Source organism: Cellvibrio sp. (assembly GCF_039207905.1).
Taxonomy (GTDB): Bacteria; Pseudomonadota; Gammaproteobacteria; order Pseudomonadales; family Cellvibrionaceae; genus Cellvibrio.
Map to the genome: position 1 here is coordinate 1 of NZ_JBCECX010000034.1, position 19,476 is coordinate 19,476.

Consider the following 19,476-nt stretch of genomic DNA (forward strand, 5'->3'; position numbering starts at 1 on the left):
GTGCCGGATTTTTGATCTTGTTGTTCGTCAGGAAAAGTTTTTCCAAGCGCCCCAGTTTTCCAATTTCAGTAATATCCGCTAATTGATTGTCCGCCAGATTCAGTTCAGTTAATGCAAAAAATTTATCCAAACCGGCAAGGGATTTAATCCCGGCATTACTGCAGTTCAAGCGCGTGAGATCTTCCGCTTTAGTGATACGCAAATCGTAAATCGTTTGCTCTACACAGTCGTGTAATAACGAGTCAGCTAATTGGTAATCTTTAAATATCGACGGCGGCATATAAACAACATTTTCGTTGACGCTCACGGAATAATTTTTACATCCGGCGGTCAATAGACTGGTGGCCAACCCGCAAAAAAGTAACAAAGATTTAATGTGCATATGGATTTACCTGGATTGAGGTGAAAATTAGCTTCTCACTGGTGTCAGCACGGAAGGTTGTGTGGTGAGGCGAACCGATTTCACGGGGTGACTGTGTTTATAGTCACTTTAATCAGAATAGCGTTTATCAGCAATCACAGAATTCAGTATTTGTTCAGTTCCATTCATCAACAATCACTACACATTATCAAGCAATTTAGTTGTCCGTGTTTTTAATGTTTTTTTTCGTTCTACTGTTATCGTTCCTGTTTGATCGTTGCAGTTTTTTATTGTTCTTGTTTTTATTGTTCCTGTTTTTATCGTTTCAACGGAGAGACCTAATATGAAATACATCCTCGCAATCATTATGTCATTTGCCATCATCGGCTGTACTACTACAGATCCGTACTCTGGCGAGCAAAAAACCAGCAATACCGCTAAAGGTGCAGGTATAGGTGCGGTAGCGGGTGCAGTATTGGGCGCAGCAACGGGGGATAACGCAAAAGATCGCCGTGAGCGCGCATTGAAAGGTGCAGCAATTGGTGGTGTTGCTGGTGCTGGTGTAGGTAACTATATGGATCGTCAGGAGGCCAAGCTGCGTCAGGAATTGCAAGGCACTGGCGTGCAGGTAAGACGTGAAGGCGATAATCTGTATCTGGTAATGCCAGGTAATATTACCTTTGCCACTAGCAGCGCTGATATCCGCTCTGACTTTTTCCCTGTGTTGAATTCAGTAGCCAAAGTATTGGCAGAGTTCAGCAAGACTTCTATCAAAGTAACTGGTCATACTGACTCAACCGGTAGTGACAAAATTAACCAACCTCTGAGTGAAGGGCGTGCTGATAGTGTAGCCATGTATTTACGCAGCCAGAAAGTGAGCAGTGCGCGTATTCAGGCTTACGGTTACGGTTCACGTTATCCCGTTGCCAGCAATGACACTGCAAGCGGTCGCGAAGCAAACCGCCGTGTAGAGTTAGAGTTGGTTCCTCATCAACAGTAATTGATCTGTTTGAATACAAAGCCGCTGCCTCACCGCAGCGGCTTTGTCGTTTTAGGGGATAGGGTTTTGTTTGAACTAAATCATTGTCAGTGTTTTATGCAGGCTGGATAATGCACAGCTAAATATTGCTGTCGTGAACACCATGCCAAATTCCATTGCTGTACTTTGCAATTATCCGCCGCTGTTAAGTCAGGCCGAAGCGCTTGCTAACTTACTGCAATTATCCTTGTTGACTGATCAATCTCCAGACGCCATTGATGCTGCTGAGTTCGTGGTGTTATTTACGCAAGAATCGATTCAATTACAGCAAACCGGGCGCAAAGCGCCGGGGCCAGTTATCGCAGAATTTACCGAAGGCGCTGTTGATCATCGGCGCAAATTTGGTGGTGGTAAAGGCCAGATGATTGCCAAAGCCGTGGGAATAAAAGCTGGTGTATATCCGCAGGTGTTGGATGCAACCGCAGGCTTGGGTAAGGATAGTTTTGTGCTGGCAAGTTTGGGCTGCACTGTCACCATGCTTGAACGCTCGCCGATAGTACAAACCTTATTGGCCGATGGCTTGGCGCGTGCGCAAATTTTTGCGCGCGATCAGGATGCAGAGTTACTGCAAACCATTAATCGCATGCAGTTGCTAACACAAGATAGTCGCCGCTATCTGGAATCATTATCGCCTGATCAATTTCCCGATGTGATTTATCTCGATCCGATGTTTCCCGAGCGTCACAAAACGGCCGATGTAAAAAAAGAAATGGCGGCGTTTCACCAGATTGTTGGTAAAGATGAAGATGCCGATGCGCTTCTGCCTTTGGCGTTGGCCCATGTAAATTATCGCGTTGTGGTAAAGCGCCCGCGTAAGGCTCCGCTGTTAAATAATCAAACACCTTCTTATCAGCTGGAGGGAAAATCCAGTCGTTACGATATTTACACCATCAAAAAACTTCCCGACGCTTTGCCAGCAGCCCGGTAAATCCCACATGAACTCTCCCGATCCCGAGTCCTTGTTCGACCAAATTGCAGATGCACTGGCCGGCCCCGGTTTTATTGTGCTCGACCAGCCATTACCGGAATCCTTAATCAGCGGTTTGATTCGCAACTTGCAGGCGCAACAGCCAGTGTTAAAACCCGCCGGTGTAGGGCGGCAAGGGGATTATCAACTCAACCAGAATATCCGCGGTGATGCGATTCAATGGCTTGAGCCAGGTGACTCCGCTGTAACAGAATTTTTATCCTGGATGGATACACTGAGGTTAGCGATCAACCAACGTTTATTTTTAGGCTTGTTTGATTACGAAGCCCACTATGCGGTTTACGCTCCCGGCGCCTTCTATCAAAAACACCGCGATGCGTTTAAAGGAAATCCTGGCCGCAAGTTATCGACCGTGCTCTACCTGAATCCCGGATGGGATTTAGTGGCTGGTGGCGAATTGGTGCTCTATGATGAAGCAGACACAACCCAATTGGCTCGGGTTGCACCGGAATGTGGCAAGCTGGTGATCTTTCTCAGCGAAGATTTTCCACATGAGGTGTTGCCAGCAACACAGTTGCGACTAAGCATTGCAGGTTGGTTTCGTATCAAGGCGTTATGAAACCCTCGGCGGGATTCGTAATTTCTTGATTATCAGAGCAAAAAGCCCTCAAGAGTTCTTAAGATATAACCTATAGCTCTTGTGAAAAGGAATAAGTGTGTTGTTCGTATGCGAGCGCGTTTGCCAGCAAATGAATTGCGGCTGTTGGCAACGAATTTGCAAGTACTTGCTGGTAGCTTGCTGAAAATCTTCCTGGACAGGAGAAATGGAAATCAGGGAGGTGATTCAGCGGGCACTATAACAATGCTAAGAACGCATACATAAGTGAGGCCGCGATGCTGAAGGAAGTCACCATGAGTGAGATGAACATAGATTGGCAGAATTACCATTCTGGCCATTTCTACGATGAATTGATCAGCGCGCCCGGCCAACCCCGACCTGAAACCAAACACCTCGCCCAATATCTCGCCTCGTTATCCGGTCAAGAATTACAAGACCGAAAACTCTCCGCCGAACTCGCAATTAAAACCATGGGCATTTCGTTCACGGTTTACAGCGATGCAGGCAACATCGATCGCGAATGGCCGTTCGATATTATCCCACGCATTATTCCGCAGCGCGAATGGCAAAAAACCGAGCGCGGTTTGATCCAGCGTTTAACCGCGCTGAATTTATTTATTAACGATATTTACAACGACCAAAAAATTATCAAAGACAAGGTCGTGCCCTCATACTTATTTGAAGATTCGGTCAATTTCCGCAAAGAATGTATCGGCATGAAGCCTGCCTATGGTGTCTGGTCGCATATTTGCGGCAGCGATTTAATTCGCGATGACAAAGGCGAATTTTTTGTACTGGAAGATAATTTGCGCGTGCCCTCCGGTGTTTCTTACATGCTGGAAAACCGTAAAGTCACCAAGCGTGTATTCCCGGAATTATTTGAAAATCACAACATTGTTCCGGTGACAGATTATCCCAACCAGTTGTTCGACACGCTTGCATCTTTATCGCCGCGTAAAGCGGATCGCCCCGAAATCGTAGTGCTTACTCCCGGCATTTATAATTCCGCTTATTTTGAGCATTCCTATCTCGCCCAACAAATGGGTGTGGAGTTGGTTGAGGGAAGCGATCTGGTTGTCGATAGCGATGACTGCGTTTATATGCGCAGCATTGATGGTTTAAAACGTGTTGATGTTATCTATCGTCGCATTGATGATTTATTTTTAGATCCGGAAATGTTTAATCCGGATTCTGTACTCGGTGTACGCGGCTTAATGCGCGCTTGGCTAAAAGGTAATGTTGCCTTGGCAAATGCTCCGGGCGCCGGTGTTGCAGACGATAAAGTGATCTACACCTTTGTACCTGACATGATTAAATATTATTTGGGTGAGGAACCCATCCTGCCTAACGTGCCCAGCTTTTTGTGTGTCGATAAAAAGCAGTGCGATTACGTACTCGCCAATCTCGACAAATTAGTGGTTAAGCCCGCTAATGAATCCGGTGGTTACGGTATGATCATCGGCCCGCAAGCGAGCAAAAAAGAATTGGAAGAATTTGCGTTGCGTATTAAAGCAGATCCACGCAATTACATGGCACAACCGCTAATTTCGTTATCGACCGCACCTATTCTCACTAATGGTAATGCAGAGCCGCGCCATATCGATTTGCGCCCATTTGTATTGCAAGGGCGTGAAAGTTGCGTTACTCCCGGTGGGTTAACCCGCGTTGCCATGCGCAAAGGTTCCTACGTGGTGAATTCATCGCAAGGTGGCGGCAGTAAAGATACCTGGATTGTAGTGGAGGACTAAACATGTTGTCACGTGTAGCAGAGCGAATTTATTGGTTAGGTCGCTATATGGAGCGCAGCGAAAATATTGCGCGCTTGGTAAATGTTAACTCCAATTTGTTACTGGATTTACCTGCAGGTGTTCGTGTCGGCTGGGGTTCATTGATTGATATCAGCGGTACTGGTAATTATTTTGAACGCGATACGCAATTAGCCGACGAAAAAACCGTAGTGAATTTTATTTTGGCGGATAAAAAAAATCCGGCTTCACTGATTAATTCACTTAGTTTCGCGCGCGAGAATTCTCGCATCACCCGCGAAACCATGCCGATGGAAGCGTGGGAATTAATCAACGATTTGTACCACTATATTCGCGACCGCGCCGATAAAGTAACCTCGCGCCGTGACCGCAGTATTATCTTATTGCATGTGATTAGTAGCGTGCAGCAATTCACTGGTTTGCTTGCTGGCTGCATGAGTCATAACAACGCTTACGATTTAATTCGCATTGGCCGCAATCTCGAACGCGCCGATATGAGTACGCGTATTGTTGATGCTGGCTTGGTTAATCTCTTGCCACACCTTTCGGCGGGCGGAACCGAAGTATTGGAACCCTATGACAACATTTTGTGGATGAGTGTACTGCGTTCGCTCAGCGCTTACCAAATGTATCGCCAGCATGTGCGTGACCGCGTAAACGCCAATGCCGTAGTGACCTTTTTATTGCAAAACGAAGATTTCCCGCGCGCAGTTGCCCACTGCCTCAAGCAATTGGAGCAATGTTTATGGGCTCTGCCCAATAGCGAAAAAGTATTGTCAGCGATTGTGAATATCCAACATAAGTTGGACGAAGCGGATTTGGATGAATTATTAAAATCCGGCTTACATGAATATATTGATGAGTTGCAATTTGAAATCGGCAATTTGCATTTCAAAATTGCCGAAACCTGGTTCCTGCCAGTGGTCATGGCACAAACCCAGGAGCAAAAGTCAGCCTGATTTACAGCGGCCCAGCCGCGTTACCCTTTGCGTGTTGTCTCTCTGAGGCCTGGCCCGTATTCGGGCCTTTTTTATTTTAAGCAATAAAAAAAGCAGCTATCTCAGTAGCTGCTTTTTGGGTGTAGAATAACGCTTAAGATTTTGCTGATTTTCCTCTCAGCTTTCGCCAGAAGAACCGCAGCATAAAGAATAGAATCACGAAGACTACTGACCAAGGTATCAGATAAGCAATAGCGGTAATCGCGCTAGCGATACCCTCGGAAAGATTCTCTTTAAACTCATCTAGCGCAGTTGTAATTGGTGTCCAGAAAGAAGCTTCATAACGACTGTGTAGGCGAACTTTAATGATGTCCATTTCCACTCGTTGCATTAGCTTTTTGTTGTTTCCAATCAAGTCTTCCAGCTGGGACTGCGTGTTTGCTATTTCTTGAGATACTTTAATCAGTGACTCTATATCACCTTTTGCCTGCTTTTGTAGTTCCAGCAAATTATCCTGATATGACTGCAAAAGTTTGATTCGTTTTTCGGTATCGAAAATGAGTGTTGAGAGATCTTCTACCGTAGTTGATTCATTGGTGATTTCGCCCTTGTTGCCTGCAAGTGCTAAAAAGGTATTTACTCCGGCTGGTTTAATTCTGATCTTGATTTCACCGCGACTGTAATTATTTGAAGAAAGCTCTGATTCTAGAATCGTGCAATTGTTTTCTCTGTCGGCGTTGCAATGATCAATTAATGCCTTGTATTTTTCAGAAATTGCATCTTTTTTCAGTTCTACACTAAGGTTATGTTCGTAAGAGAGGTAGGGATTTGTTTTTCTCTGTGCAAGCTCGGTGCTTATATTGGAGCTCGGTTCTGTTGCTTTATTGTCACTGCTCTCGCAGCCGCTTAGAGAAAGTATTAGTAATAAATAGGTTAAACCTGCAGTAAATTTTTTGTTCATGATCGATGCTGAGTCCTTTTTTAGCTGTGAAGGTGGCGAAGCTTTATGCCCTGTCATTGTTAACAGGGCCAGCTTTACCGTTGCTGAATGGTGTTATTCTCCTGAATAATCACTCTCAATTCGAAACGATTCCCCCGTTATATAAAACTCTCCGCCCGCCATATAGTGGATGCTGCGTTTCTGCGGATCATCAGAAAAATGCCAGCGGCCGTCGATAAATTGTTCCGGGTCTGCATAAGCGGCAACGACTTCGCCGACGATTAAATCCATTTCTTCTGCGCCTTGTTTGATGACTTTGCATTCCAGCCAGCCGATGCAATCCTCGATAAAGGGGGCGGCGATTGTTGATCCGGAAAATGTCTTTATATCGAAGTGGGAAAATTTGTCGGTATCACGGCCAGATACATCGCCGACTTCCAGTGTGAGTCTGGCGATTTTGCGCATGGGAAATTGCAAACCGAATTCGCCACTGGCATTAACCAGTTCGCGGGTGTAGGTATTTTTATCTATCACCACGGCTACTCTTGCGGGCGAAAAATCCAATGGCATGATCCAGGCGGCAGCCATGATGTTGCGTTTATCGCCGTGAGCGCTGGTGATGATACTGACGGGGCCGTGGTTGAATAATTTGTAGCTGTCTTTTAGTGGGATAGATATGTGTTGCGTCATTTGCCTTTACCGCTGCGGATTAAATGTGTACCTACCGAACTATTCAATAGAGAAAATTAATGAGTTGCGCATAGATTAATACATGCCTTATGGGAAAACTACGGCGCTCAATACCAAGGCGCCTCGAAATTTGTATAGGGCGTCTTTATAAATACAGCTCATTAATAATAATGGAATAGGTCATGAATACAGCGGTCAAGCAAATTGTAATTGTTGGTGGCGGTTCTGCCGGTTGGTTGGTGGCAGGTACGCTGGCAGCGGAGCATGCCAATGGCGAACAAGGTGTTCAGATTACCCTGATCGAATCGCCGGATATTAAATTGGTAGGCGTAGGGGAAGGCACTTGGCCAACCATGCGTAGCACACTCAGAAAGATGGGCATTTCAGAAACTGAATTTGTGCGCGAATGCGATGTAGCTTTTAAGCAGGCCTCCAAGTTTTGCAAGTGGTATACCGGTGAAGATGACGATGAATATTATCACCCGTTCACTTTGCCCGTCGGTTATACCGAACTGAATCTGGCTGAGCATTGGCAAGCACACCGCGATGAAATCTCGTTTTCCGATGCGGTTTGTATCCAGAGTAAATTGTGTGCAAACGATATGGGGCCAAAATTTATCACCAGTACCGAATACGGTGGTGTGGCTAATTATTCCTACCATTTAGATGCAGCCAAGTTCGCGCAATTTTTGCGCAAACACTGCATGGAAAAATTAAGCATCAAACATATTTCTGATAATGTTCTTGGTGTTAATTCTGCAGAAAATGGTGATATCCGTTCATTGAGCACGCAAAACAACGGCGAGCTTCAAGGGGATTTATTTGTTGATTGTACTGGGCTTGCTTCCCTGTTGATTGGCAAACATTACCAAGTGCCGATGGTCAGCAAAAAAGAATTTTTGTTTAACGATGCAGCCTTGGCGGCGCAAGTTCCCTATCTCGATCCTGAATGTCCTATTTCGTCCAATACTATTTCAACCGCGCAATCGGCTGGCTGGATTTGGGATATTGGATTGCAAACACGCCGCGGTGTTGGTTACGTTTATTCACGCACCCACATTTCCGATGAAGAAGCTGATGCAGAATTTCGTGATTATCTGACCTTGACTATCGGCCGTGAAAAAGCAATCGCCACTGAATTCCAGAAAATTAAATTTAATCCTGGTCATCGCGAAGTATTCTGGAAAAATAACTGTGTTGCGGTTGGTTTGGCCGCCGGCTTTATTGAGCCATTGGAAGCTTCGGCGATTATCCTGATCGAGCTTTCCGCGCGCATGATTAGCGAACAGTTACCGGCTGATAGAAATGCGATGACGATTGTTGCAAAACGTTTTAACGAAGTATTTACCTATCGTTGGAACCACATTATCAACTTCCTGAAATTGCATTATGTGTTGAGCAAGCGTTGCGGTTCGCAATATTGGATTGATCATTGCGACCCGAAAAGTGTTCCCGAAAGTTTGCAGGAGCTACTGGAAATATGGCGCTATCAAGTGCCCTGGTTTTACGATGAGGTGCATTCAGAAGAGCTATTCCCCTGTGCCAGTTTCCAATACATTCTTTATGGTATGGGTTATGAAACTGCCAAGCGTCCTGCACCGAAAAAGCCTAATCCTGCTGCAGTGACACGGGCGCATGAACTCTTTGGTGAGAATATGAAAAAGACCAACGAGGTGTTGAAAGTAATTCCAACCCATCGCGATCTGATTAATAAAATTAAAGAGTTTGGTTTGCAGAAAATATAGAGATTAGTGTGCAAATTAAAGTAATGGAGTACATCCTACCTTTTAGTAATGCAGCAATCATGCCGCGCTTATAGGTTGTTTGTGTTGCGCCTAAATCATCAATTTTTGGGATTATGGCGCGATATTGCGGTGGTGGTTGCAGTTACTGGAGGAGTCAGTAGCTTTTGAGAGAATACTGGGCATATACTCTTCAGCTGCTCGTGGAGAGCAATGTTAATGGTAAAACTACTCAGTATGATGATCAATGCTAATTAAGGAGAAGACAATGTCGGATCTAACGGTAGATAACTTAACGGTTCTACAAAATATACTGCTTACGCCAGCCTCAGGAAGCCAGCCAACAATTGTATGTGCTGGTAATGATCTTGAAATTTCTGCCGAACAACAACTTAAGCTCACCCCGCAAAATGGTGTGCGAGTATTTAAATATAACTCTTCACCTTCGCTGACTGTTGATGGGGATATTTTGGTGGGAGGAAATATTCGATTTGAAGATGGATTAAATGTTAAAACCACATTCAAAACTGCAATAAGTGCGTCCAGCGATGGCTACGGCGGAACACCAAGTAATCCAGGTGCGCGTAGTCCATCAGCTATTTTAAATGGTCTCGATAATAACTCATTGGTTGTTGAGATTGATGGTTCGCAGGGTGCTAGCCAAAGTAATGTTGTGCTTTGGTGGAAAGTGAACGGACAGAAATTCAAAACAGTTTTAGTTGGCACTCCAGTTTAAAACTTAATAATAAGTAGTGGTGTCAAATGTTACGAAAAAGCCTCAAGGTGTCTAATACCCTTAGGCTTTTTTGCCTATAATCCTTGGATAACATCCTCATCAATTCGCCGCACATCAACAGACACCAATAACTTTGGTGAATGGCCTCCGCCAAAAATAACCCCTTTCAATGGTGCAACATCTGAATAATCGCGACCCCATGCGGTAGTGATATGTTGTTCGCCTGTCACTTTGTTATTGGTTGGATCAAATTCATACCAGCCTTCGCCGGGAGAATAAACCGCAAACCATGCGTGGGTTGCATCAGCGCCGATTAATTTTTCCTGACCTGGTGCGGGGAATGTTTCCAAATACCCGCTCACGTAACGCGCCGGATAACCCAGCGAGCGCAAGCACCCAATTGCGAAATGAGCAAAATCCTGGCACACGCCACGTTTATGTTTTAATACATCGGCAAGTGGTGTGGCGACATCGGAAAAATCCGGATCGTAAATAAAGTCATTAAATATACGCTGGGTTAAATCCATTACTGCCGATAAGAAAGGGCGGTCATCCGGGAAGGATGAAGCTGCATATTCCGCAAGATCCGGATGTTGCTGCACCATCGGTGAGTCCAGCATAAACTCGCGCGCGCACAGTGTTTCCCAATCTTTGCTGTGTTTGAGTAAATACTTTACGTATGTGCAAGGGTTGCCGAAATCGAGATTAATACTGATCGCAGATTCTTTAATGATTATGTCGCTGGTGATGCTGACATCCAATTCGGTGTGATCTTTTTCAATCGAAAATTGCAAAAACTGGTTGCCAAAATAATCGGTGCGCGTATTGCGGGTAGTTGCCGCTGGCGACACTTTGATATCGATATTTTCAATACGCTGTTTTTCTGTAACACGCGGCAACACATAAGCAAGGTTGTAGCAGTTGCTAACTGAAAGCGCGTATTGGTAGCGGGTGCTATGGCAAATGCGATATTTCATAGTGATGCCCCTGTCATAGCTGCTCCTGCCATTCGTTGTTTTTTACCAACAACTGCGGGCCTTCGGTGTGATCGAAATAACGTTGGCCGATGGCTTTGGCGGCGGTGCCGATTAAATATTGCAAGCGCGATAACAACTGATCCAATTCACCGCGAATACCATTGGCGGTTTTGGCCAGGGTTTTGATATCGCTTAAGCGCAATGCGGTGGTCGCTTCCAATAATAATTTGTGTTCGGTGCTGAACTCGTCGCGGTTATCCGGCAGATCGGCAAAGTGATGCTCCAACTGCGTTAATTGATAAATCAATGAACGCGGATTTTTGTTGTTGAGCAAAATCATTTCCAAGCCTTGATCAATGCGGATTCCATTTTGGTAGCGACGACGATAGGGAATCAAAGCTTCGCCACACAGCAGGCTGGATTCAATTAATGTTTCCTGCTCAATTTCATCAAAGCCCGTCACCAGTAATGAGCGTAGCGTGTTAACGATTTGCAGTGCGCGTTCAAGTCGGCGCCCCATTTCCATAAAGTGCCAGCCATTGCCGCGCGTCATACTTTCGTGGATTAATCCGGCAAAGGCGAGCAAGGTTGTAATTAACGGCGCTAAAGCTTCTTCGGGGGCAGAGAGTGCATCTGGCTCCAGCGCGATTTTTAATTGCTCCAGTTCATCGCCGATATCGTTAATCACGCGTTGGGTATCGCTGGATAATTGTTCTTTAACTTGTTCGGCAGAATTAATCATGGCAATTAAATTATTTGCCACACCACCGAGCCGCTGCTGATCCAGAATAATGGAAATCATTTCCGGTTCCGGGTTTTTTAACAGTGCTGTTTGCAAACTGGTAAAGCCCGGATAAGTCGCAGTGACATGAGTGACTGCACTAAGGAGCGTGCGACACACAGCGTCAGGAAGTTTTTCAGTTTTGTTTAATTGAATAAATACAGTGCGTAGCAAGCGCATGGCTGACTCTGCGCGTTCAGCGTAGCGTCCCATCCAGAATAAATTTTCCACCACGCGGCTGGGTAGTGAACTGCTGCTTTCAACGGCGGGCTGTGCATCGGATGAACGCAAACTGATTTGTTTTTCCGGTTCAGATGCAAGCACCCAGGTGTCTTTGGATACCGAGCCGCGCTGGTTGGAAATGATTTTTTTTCCAACATCAAGATTCACGCGCGTGAGCCCACCGGGCATGACCGAATAAGAACTTTCACTTGCCACAGCAAATGTACGCAGCACTGATGAGCGCGGTTGTATTTGCCCTTGGTGCCATGTCGGTGTTTGCGCACCGGCTACATATTCCTGCGCAACAAATTGCAGTGGATTCTTGCGGATACGGTTTTGCCAAGCCTGCAATTTTTTCTCATCCAGATCCGCACCGTAAACCTCATAAAGTCCGGGACGGCGATAGGTGGGTTTGATCAACAGTGTTTTCAGGTTTGCGCAAACATATTCAAGATCATCATTGTTGCCGCACCACCAGGTTTTTACTGATGGCATTTGTAAATCGCGCCCAAGCAGCGCTTGTGATATTGCAGGCAAATAACGCATCAGCGCAGGATTTTCCAATACGCTGGAGCCGAGAGGATTGGCGATGGCGACATGGCCCATGCGCGCCACTTCCAACAATCCTGGTACCCCCAAACGCGAATCACCTTTTAATTCAACTGGATCGCAATAAATATCATCCACGCGGCGCAAAATAACATCGACACGCTTTAAACCGTCGAGCGCTTTCATCCACACGTAGCCATTGCGCACACTCAAGTCGCTGCCTTGTACCAATTGGAAGCCCAAATAGTTAGCGAGGTAGGCGTGTTCAAAATAGGCTTCGTTATAAATACCGGGTGTGAGTACAACAATGCGTGCAATGCCGCCGTTGGGATTTAATTCATGCAGGCGTTGGCGCAAGCGCGAAAAAAATAATGACAAACGATGCACATGGCTATCGCGAAACAAACTGGGAAATACCCGGTTCATTACTGTGCGGTTTTCCAGTGCGTATCCAGCACCCGATGGTGCTTGTGTGCGGTCGGCCATTACGCGCATGCTGCCATCGGGTGAGCGTACTAAATCCACACCGTGCAAAATAAGTTGGTGGCTACCTTGCAGTTTTATATTTTGGCAGGGACGTAAAAATCCGTGATGGGAAAATAATAATTCTGGCGGAATGATACCTTGGCGAATCAGTTTTCGTTCGCCGTAAATATCTTGCAGTAATAAATTAAATAACTCAGCGCGTTCAACCAGCGAGGTTTCGATCTGGTTCCATTCATCGCTGTTAATCAGCAGCGGAATAGGGTTGAGTTGCCAGCTTTGGTTTGCATCCGGCTCGTCGTAAATTTTGTAGGTGGCACCATCGTCGCGCAAAATGCGGCGAGTTTTTTTCTGGCGCTCTTCAATCGCATCATGCCCCAGGCTTTGCAAGCTGTGGAGCAAATATCGCCAATGGGGGCGAATCCTGCCCTCGTGGTCATAGGCTTCATCTACACCGGTTTGCGGTGATGGATAGATAAAGTCCTTAATGTTGGCGGAATCGACCGAATTTTCCATAAGTGTGGAATAAGGATTCATAAGGATGATATGTCGTTGTTATAAATATGGTGTCCATTGTAACCTGATTTTGTTCTCCTGACGGATTTCCTAACCCAAGCTTACTCTTCTTCAGTGTGAGTAAGCTTGGTCTGAACTTATTTGCGCAAATCAAGCGTGTGTGGATATTCATCGGCCGGTTCCTCGGGCGGTGGCGCCATAGGTCTGGGTGGATGTTTGTTTTCAAAAAACTCGCGCAATATTTTTCCTGCCGGTGTAATCGGGAGCGCACCGGGTGTGTGGTTGATATCAAAGAAACGATTGCCGCGGCGCGATTCAGCTTCGTTCGCATTAACGGGGAAACGGTCGTAGCTGCGGCCCCCGGGATGGCTGACGTGATAGGTGCAACCGCCAATACTTTTGCCGTTCCAGGTATCAATTAAATCAAACACCAGCGGTGAGTGAATACCAATTGTCGGATGCAATGCTGAAGGTGGTTGCCACGCGCGATAACGCACACCGCCCACGAATTCACCGTGTTTACCCGTAGGGCTCAAACACACGCGGCGACCATTACACGCGAGCACATAACGCCCCGGTGTTAAGCCGCTGACTTTAACTTGCAAACGCTCAACCGATGAATCTACATAACGCGATGTACCAAAGCTGCTGACTTCTTCGCCCAGCACATGCCAAGGTTCAATCGCCCAGCGCAATTCGATTTCAATATCATCCAACTGCACGCGGCCGTAGTGTGGAAAACGGAATTCTTCAAACGCAGCGAGCCACTCAAGTTGGAATGGATAACCATGTTCATTTAAATCGCGTACTACATCGCGCAGGTCTTCCCACACATAATGCGGCAGCATAAATTTATCGTGCAGCTGCGTACCCCAGCGCACCAAAGGTTTTTTGTAAGGCTCTTTCCAGAAACGGCTGATTAAACTGCGCAATAATAAAATTTGCACCAGCGACATACGCGCGTGCGGCGGCATTTCAAAACCGCGGAATTCCAGAATGCCTTGACGGCCGCTGGCGGTGCCGGGTGAATATAATTTATCGATACAAAATTCCGAGCGATGAGTATTGCCGGTGATGTCGATTAATAAATTGCGCATCAAGCGATCAACTAACCAAGGCTGCTCAACAATACCTTCCGGCATTTCTTTGAATGCGATTTCCAACTCGTAGAGCATTTCATCGCGGCCTTCATCCACGCGCGGTGATTGGCTGGTCGGGCCAATAAATAAACCGGAAAATAAATACGAGAGGCCAGGATGGTGTTGCCAATAAGTAACGAGGCTGCGCAATAAATCCGGGCGACGCAAGAAAGGGCTATTGGCCGGCGTTGAGCCACCGAAGGTTACGTGGTTGCCTCCGCCAGTTCCTGAGTGGCGGCCATCAAGCATAAATTTTTCGGTGCCCAAGCGGCACTGCCGCGCATCTTCATAAAGTGCTTCAGTGTTATTCACCAGATCAGCCCAGGTTTCTACCGGATGAATATTCACTTCAATCACACCCGGATCGGGAGTGATCAGGAATTTTTTCAGGCGATAATCTTTTGGAGGTTCATAACCTTCCAGCACCACCGGCATATTGAGCGCAGCGGCTGTTTCTTCAATGGCTTCGATCAATACCACATAGTGTTCAAGGTAAGTGAGCGGCGGCAAAAATAAATGCAAACGACCGTCACGTGCTTCAAAGCACAATGCTGTGCGGATGACATAACCTGCTTCAATATACTGCGGTTTTGGTTCGCGCCCTAACGCGGCTTTTTGCTCAGCAATTTTTTGCGCAATAGATTGTTTCAGCGCACTTGTAGTGCCTGTCGTTAATGCATCCTGTTGTTGCCCACTCGGTGCGAGCGGTTCGCGTGTGGCGAGGGGATCATTTTCAGGTTGGTAGCGTTCGTAATCGTGTTTGGGAAATTCAAGCGAGCCAAGCGGTAAACGCAGACCCAGCGGCGAATCTCCGGGAATTAACATCAATTGGTCGTTACGTAATTTCCAGCGGCCGGTCAACCAACTTTGATTGGTGTAATTCCATTCGATAGGTAAAACATAACCTGTTTCGGTATTTAATCCGCGCGTTAATAATTTTGCGATGCGGCGACGTTCAAGGTCATCTTTTAAATCCGCTTTAAGCGGATCTATACCCACTGGCAATTTCTGCTCCGCCCAAAGGTAGTAGAGCACGTCTTCATAAGCGGGAATTAAATGCTCGCTGTTAACGCGGATTTTATCGCACAAAGTGTTGGCGAATTTTTTTGCATCAAGATGAGTGAGGTTGTAGTTTTTGTCGGCGCGAGCGAGCAAATTTGGATTGCGCCATAGTGCTTGGCCATCAGTGCGCCAGAAGCAACCGAGTGCCCAGCGCGGCACTTCTTCACCGGGATACCATTTGCCTTGGCCGTAATGCAATAAACCGTTGGGCGCAAAAGTTGCGCGCATGCGCAGTAATAAATCTTTGGCGAGACGCAATTTATCGGCGCCGAGTGCGCCGGTGTTCCACTGCTCGGATTCCATATCGTCGATGGAAACAAACGTTGGTTCGCCGCCAGTAGTCAAACGCACATCTTGTTCAAGTAATTCTTTATCAACCGCTGCACCGAGTGCGTTGATCGTCGCCCATTGTTCTTCGGTATAGGGTTTGGTTACGCGCGGGTCTTCCAATATGCGGAAGACTTCATTGCTGTAAGAGAATTCCACTTCGCATTTGCTGGTGGCGCCGGTGATAGGTGCAGCAGAAATGGGGTCTGGCGTACAAGCGAGTGGGATATGGCCTTCGGTAGCGAGCAAACCGGAGGTGGGGTCAAGGCCAATCCAACCGGCACCGGGAATATAAATTTCAGTCCATGCATGCAAATCGGTGAAATCTTTTTCGGGGCCGCTTGGGCCATCGAGCGCTTTGATATCGGATGTGAGTTGCACTAAATAACCCGATGCAAAACGTGCGGCGTAACCCAAGTGGCGGAAAATTTGTACCAGTAACCAGGCGCTATCGCGGCAGGAACCTTTGGCGAGGGTGAGTGTTTCTTCGCAGGTTTGGATTCCTGGTTCCAGCCGCACACCGTAACCAATCGCTTCTTGCACCAATTGGTTGATGCTCACCATAAAATCATTTACTGCCCAGGGTTTTTCACTTACCTGGCGATGGCGAATCTCCGTTTTGAGTTTGTTCACTATCGCCATTAATTGCGGGCCGCTCTCACTCACTTCGAGATAGGGAATTAATTCGCGCTGCAATTGCTCATCGTATGCAAAGGGAATGTGCTGTGCGTATTCCTCAACAAAAAAGTCGAAGGGATTGATCGAAGTCATATCAGCGACAACTTCTACTTCAATCGTTAATGATTTGGTTTGCTCGGGGAAAACAAGGCGTGCTTGAAAGTTGCCGAAGGGATCTTGTTGCCAATTAATAAAATGGTCAGCGGGCTCGATCTTTAATGAATAGCTGTGAATTTTAGTGCGGCTGTGCGGAGCCGGGCGTAAACGCAATACGTGCGGAAAGAGCGAGGTCAGGCGATCAAATTCATAATGAGTTTTGTGATGAATGGCAACGCGGATAGCCATAAGTTAATTCCTTCCTGCATCGTGCGGTTTATGGATCATGCTGGTGCATTTAAGTGTGCACCAGGCTTTAAAAAGGGCAAGCTATTATCATCCGCGATAGTTATGACGCTATTACACTCGCTATCTTCCGTCGCATAGCTCGCCCGTTCGACGGCTGCTATTGCTAAGGCAATATCTGCACCATAAGTGCCCTTTATAATGTTTTTATTAGCGGCAGCTATGCCAGGTGATGGAGGTTTTGAGGTGGGCGTTAGTCATCTTGAGCGAATTGAAGGAGTGCTTCGTAATCTTGTCCGCCGTAAAAAATACCGAGGATGGCGATTCTCTCGTGTTCGACACTAAACGCAATAACCGTTTGTTTTTTGAAATGAGTGGTGCGCAATCCGGGTCTAACATCATCTCGCTGATTACCGCGCAGCGGAAATGTATCCAGTTGTTCGCAGAAATCAATAATGCCGGAAGTGTAGTTGTGGGCGATATCAGGCGATGCAACATCGGCCAGATAGTGATAGAGCGTTAGCAGCTGTTCCTCAGCTTCGGGGGAAAATACGACCTTGTATTTCATTATTGTTTCGCGTGTTCTCCAGCAAGACGGGCGCGCAATGAATCTGCACTTACTGCGCGGGATGGATCGGCTTTCAGTGCATCATAGGATGAGCCAACCTGATCTTGTAGCCAGTTTTCAACTGCTTTGTCACGCGCGATAAGCGCACGCAAACCATCGCGAATCACTTCGCTTTCACTGGCATACTCACCTGTTTTGACTTTGGCCTTAACGGCTTCTGCCATCTCATTGGGGAGCGTAATACTGAATTGTTGGGTAGTTCGCATGGAGATCGGCTCGAACTTGAATAGGATTTAATCATATTCCAGCGGTTCGGAGCCGTCCAGCCAAATTGAGGAAGAATCAGTTTTGCGGCGGTGCAGGCAACTGCAGGAAGGCTTCAACGATCAGGCGATCCCAGGATTTGGTCAGTTCGCGCAGGTATTCGTTGTCGGCAGAAAATGAGGTGTGTTCCATCTGGCCGCTATTGGTAGCGTAGGTCATGAGTTCGATTGGTGGGCCAACGGTGAGGTTGGATTTCATGGTCGAATCCATGGAAACCAGTGCGCAGAGCGAGGCGGTATCTAGCCCTGTTTCGGGTTTGAGGATACGGTCTAGGATCGGCTTGCCGTATTTGCTCTCGCCAATCTGCAAATAAGGGGTTTGGTCCGAGGTGGTGATGTGGTTGCCCTGTGGGTAAATCAACATTACTGCCGGGGTTTCCAAGCCGATTTGACCACCGAGCAGGAAGCTGGCCTCAAAGCTGACATTGGAGTTGTTGTTGGCGTGTTTTTCCTGGATGGCAACACTCACTTCGCCTACGTAATCGGCAGCTTCGTGGATGCTGTCGAGGGTGGCGAGGCTTATATCGGCGCCGTCTTTGATGTCCTTGCGAATTTTCGCGATCACAGATTGGGTGGTAGCCAGGTTTCCAGCAGATGTAATAACCAATTGGCGATCACCCTGAATGCCAAAATGGTACATCTTGCTGTAGGTGCTGACTTGGTCAACACCAGCATTGGTGCGGGAATCGGAGCAAAACACAACGCCCGCATCGACTTTGATCGCAACGCAGTAGGTCATAACAACCGGGACTCAGGGTAAAAAAAAGGGCGCTTAGGTTAAGAGTAGGGCGGTGATGCGTCAAGGCTAAGTTGGCGCATTAAACAAAGAGTTCTAACTCGCACCAAATCCGGGCGGCATTATCAATAACCATGTGCCGCCCGTATTGAGAATTATTCCGGAGCTTTGGCGGTATGCGTATGAATGGGTGGGAAAGGGATGGTGATATTGTTCGCATCAAACGCGAGTTTGATTTTTTCGGTCAGGGCGAATTTTACTTCCCAGTAGTCCTCTGTTTTCACCCAGGGGCGCACAAAAAAGTTCACGCTGTTGGCTGCCAATTCACCCACTGCTATCAGTGGTTTTGGCTCGGGTAGTACGCGCGATTCTTCTTTAATAATGCGGTCGATCACATCGCGTGCTACACGGAGATCGTCCTCATAGCCGATGCTGAAAATCATATCGATGCGGCGGGTCGGGCGCTTGGAATAATTAATAATGTTGCCACTGTAAATCGAACCGTTCGGGATGATCACTTCTTTATTGTCGCCGGTGTGCATGGTGGTCGAGAAAATCCCGATTTTTTCGATGCTGCCAGAGGTACCCGCTGCTTCCACAAAATCGCCAGCTTTGAACGGGCGGAAAATCAGCAACATAAAACCGGCGGCGAAGTTTTGCAGTGAGCCTTGCAATGCCAAACCAATTGCCAAGCCCGCTGCACCCAATACGGCGATAACGGAGTTGGTGTTAACGCCCAACTGATCCAGTGCGGCGACAATCACAAACACCATCAACAATGCATTGACTAGCGACTGGATAAAACCCACCAAAATATTATCCAGTTTGGTGTGGCTGAGTACTTTGCCCAGCACGCGTGCAATGACTTTTGCGATCAGCTGGCCGATTAAAAAAATCAGCAGCGCCACCATGATCTTCACGCTCCAGGGCGCAATAAACTTACTGTAAAACGCAAGTGCTTCGGCTTTATCTATATTAAACATGCTGATTTTCTATTCCTGTATTGATGTTTTT

General features: G+C 46.9%; 17 protein-coding genes. 7 read left to right on the plus strand and 10 right to left on the minus strand.

Annotated elements, in window-relative coordinates; translation table 11 throughout:
• On the minus strand, window positions 1–382 hold a 382-nt coding region (locus AAGC78_RS17235; protein ID WP_435785342.1), incomplete at its 3' end, for a leucine-rich repeat domain-containing protein.
• 322 nt (window positions 383–704) lie between these two features.
• On the opposite strand from AAGC78_RS17235, the gene AAGC78_RS17240 reads away from it, so the two are divergent.
• The 5 genes from AAGC78_RS17240 to AAGC78_RS17260 all read left to right on the plus strand — a co-directional run bounded on the left by AAGC78_RS17240 (window position 705) and on the right by AAGC78_RS17260 (window position 5,672).
• Window positions 705–1,361 carry an OmpA family protein gene (locus tag AAGC78_RS17240; RefSeq protein WP_435785343.1) on the plus strand — a complete coding sequence of 219 codons (657 nt, stop codon included), beginning with the start codon at window positions 705–707 and terminating at the stop codon, window positions 1,359–1,361.
• 142 nt (window positions 1,362–1,503) lie between these two features.
• Window positions 1,504–2,328, plus strand: a complete 825-nt coding sequence (locus tag AAGC78_RS17245; protein ID WP_435785344.1) for a class I SAM-dependent methyltransferase — start codon at window positions 1,504–1,506, stop codon at window positions 2,326–2,328.
• Window positions 2,329–2,335: 7 nt separating this feature from the next.
• A complete protein-coding gene (locus AAGC78_RS17250) occupies window positions 2,336–2,947 on the plus strand; it encodes a 2OG-Fe(II) oxygenase (RefSeq protein WP_435785345.1) in 612 nt (203 codons plus the stop codon).
• A 302-nt stretch (window positions 2,948–3,249) separates the two neighbouring features.
• The gene (locus tag AAGC78_RS17255; RefSeq protein ID WP_435785385.1) at window positions 3,250–4,695 is read left to right on the plus strand and encodes a circularly permuted type 2 ATP-grasp protein; all 1,446 of its coding nucleotides are present in this window, start codon (window positions 3,250–3,252) and stop codon (window positions 4,693–4,695) included.
• 2 nt (window positions 4,696–4,697) lie between these two features.
• A complete protein-coding gene (locus tag AAGC78_RS17260; RefSeq protein WP_435785346.1) occupies window positions 4,698–5,672 on the plus strand; it encodes an alpha-E domain-containing protein in 975 nt (324 codons plus the stop codon).
• 133 nt (window positions 5,673–5,805) lie between these two features.
• Here AAGC78_RS17260 and AAGC78_RS17265 read toward each other — a convergent pair whose 3' ends face one another.
• A complete protein-coding gene (locus AAGC78_RS17265) occupies window positions 5,806–6,612 on the minus strand; it encodes a DUF4349 domain-containing protein (protein WP_435785347.1) in 807 nt (268 codons plus the stop codon).
• 93 nt (window positions 6,613–6,705) lie between these two features.
• On the minus strand, window positions 6,706–7,281 hold the full coding sequence (locus AAGC78_RS17270) for a flavin reductase family protein (RefSeq protein WP_435785348.1): 576 nt from the start codon (window positions 7,279–7,281) through the stop codon (window positions 6,706–6,708).
• Between the two features lie 182 nt (window positions 7,282–7,463).
• Here AAGC78_RS17270 and AAGC78_RS17275 point away from each other — a divergent pair, with 182 nt between their 5' ends.
• Together AAGC78_RS17275 and AAGC78_RS17280 are read left to right on the plus strand one after the other, a co-directional pair.
• Window positions 7,464–9,026 (plus strand): tryptophan halogenase family protein, encoded by a 1,563-nt coding sequence (locus AAGC78_RS17275; protein WP_435785349.1) that lies wholly within the window; start codon window positions 7,464–7,466, stop codon window positions 9,024–9,026.
• A 265-nt stretch (window positions 9,027–9,291) separates the two neighbouring features.
• A complete protein-coding gene (locus AAGC78_RS17280) occupies window positions 9,292–9,759 on the plus strand; it encodes a hypothetical protein (RefSeq protein WP_435785350.1) in 468 nt (155 codons plus the stop codon).
• A gap of 74 nt (window positions 9,760–9,833) precedes the next feature.
• Here the strand turns inward: AAGC78_RS17280 and AAGC78_RS17285 are convergent, their stop codons facing one another.
• From AAGC78_RS17285 to AAGC78_RS17315, 7 genes are all read right to left on the minus strand, one after another.
• Window positions 9,834–10,736: a transglutaminase family protein gene (locus AAGC78_RS17285; protein ID WP_435785351.1), complete on the minus strand. Its 903-nt coding sequence runs from the start codon at window positions 10,734–10,736 to the stop codon at window positions 9,834–9,836.
• A gap of 13 nt (window positions 10,737–10,749) precedes the next feature.
• Complete coding sequence (locus AAGC78_RS17290) at window positions 10,750–13,308, minus strand: circularly permuted type 2 ATP-grasp protein (RefSeq protein WP_435785352.1); 2,559 nt, start codon at window positions 13,306–13,308, stop codon at window positions 10,750–10,752.
• A gap of 116 nt (window positions 13,309–13,424) precedes the next feature.
• Window positions 13,425–16,838 carry a DUF2126 domain-containing protein gene (locus tag AAGC78_RS17295; protein ID WP_435785353.1) on the minus strand — a complete coding sequence of 1,138 codons (3,414 nt, stop codon included), beginning with the start codon at window positions 16,836–16,838 and terminating at the stop codon, window positions 13,425–13,427.
• A 250-nt stretch (window positions 16,839–17,088) separates the two neighbouring features.
• The gene (locus AAGC78_RS17300; RefSeq protein WP_435785354.1) at window positions 17,089–17,403 is read right to left on the minus strand and encodes a type II toxin-antitoxin system RelE/ParE family toxin; all 315 of its coding nucleotides are present in this window, start codon (window positions 17,401–17,403) and stop codon (window positions 17,089–17,091) included.
• Window positions 17,403–17,669: a ribbon-helix-helix domain-containing protein gene (locus tag AAGC78_RS17305; protein ID WP_435785355.1), complete on the minus strand. Its 267-nt coding sequence runs from the start codon at window positions 17,667–17,669 to the stop codon at window positions 17,403–17,405. The genes AAGC78_RS17300 and AAGC78_RS17305 overlap by 1 nt, the downstream gene beginning before the upstream one ends.
• 76 nt (window positions 17,670–17,745) lie before the next feature.
• A complete protein-coding gene (locus AAGC78_RS17310) occupies window positions 17,746–18,465 on the minus strand; it encodes a peptidase (RefSeq protein WP_435785356.1) in 720 nt (239 codons plus the stop codon).
• Window positions 18,466–18,617: 152 nt separating this feature from the next.
• The gene (locus tag AAGC78_RS17315; protein WP_435785357.1) at window positions 18,618–19,445 is read right to left on the minus strand and encodes a mechanosensitive ion channel family protein; all 828 of its coding nucleotides are present in this window, start codon (window positions 19,443–19,445) and stop codon (window positions 18,618–18,620) included.
• Window positions 19,446–19,476: the final 31 nt, after the last annotated feature.